Annotated in this window: 1 protein-coding gene and 1 pseudogene; both read left to right on the top strand. The window is 42.9% G+C overall.

The window, feature by feature from the left end:
• Positions 1–112 precede the first annotated feature (112 nt).
• Positions 113–403, top strand: a complete 291-nt coding sequence (locus GMD6S_RS09965; RefSeq protein ID WP_000647656.1) for a thiamine-binding protein — start codon at positions 113–115, stop codon at positions 401–403.
• A pseudogene (locus tag GMD6S_RS09960) lies at positions 366–613 on the top strand (ABC transporter permease); the annotation flags it as partial. The gene GMD6S_RS09965 and the pseudogene GMD6S_RS09960, both read left to right, overlap by 38 nt.

The raw sequence follows: 613 nt of genomic DNA, 5'->3' as shown, positions 1-613 counted from the left end.
TCTGGGTAATGCCAGCGTAGGGAACGATACTTAGCCGAATTCTGCACCTTTTCCATATATGGCAAAGGTTTTTCTTTTTGTTCAAAAGGAAAGCCGAGAAGAGGAGGATTTTATGAAAGCAAGCATTGCCTTGCAAGTCTTTCCCCTATCACAGGGGATTGATCGAATTGCTATTATCGATCAGGTTATTGCTTATCTGCAAGCTCAGTCCGTGACCATGGTGGTGACACCCTTTGAAACGGTTTTGGAAGGAGAGTTTGATGAGCTCATGCGTATTCTCAAAGAAGCGCTTGAAGTGGCTGGGCAAGAGGCAGATAATGTCTTTGCCAATGTCAAAATAAATGTAGGAGAGATTTTAAGTATTGATGAGAAACTTGAAAAGTATACTGAGACGTCACATTAGTCTATTTGGTTTTCTAGGAGTCTTGTCAATCTGGCAGTTAGCGGGAATATTCAAACTTTTACCCAAGTTTATCCTGCCAACTCCTCTTGAAATTCTCCAGTCCTTTGTTCGTGACAGAGAATTTCTCTGGCACCATAGTTGGGCGACTTTGAGAGTGGCTTTGCTAGGTCTAGTCTTGGGAGTCTTGATTGCCTGTATCATGGCGGTGCT

The organism is Streptococcus sp. GMD6S, from assembly GCF_000297015.1.
This window is presented reverse-complemented; position numbering and strand designations above follow the sequence as displayed.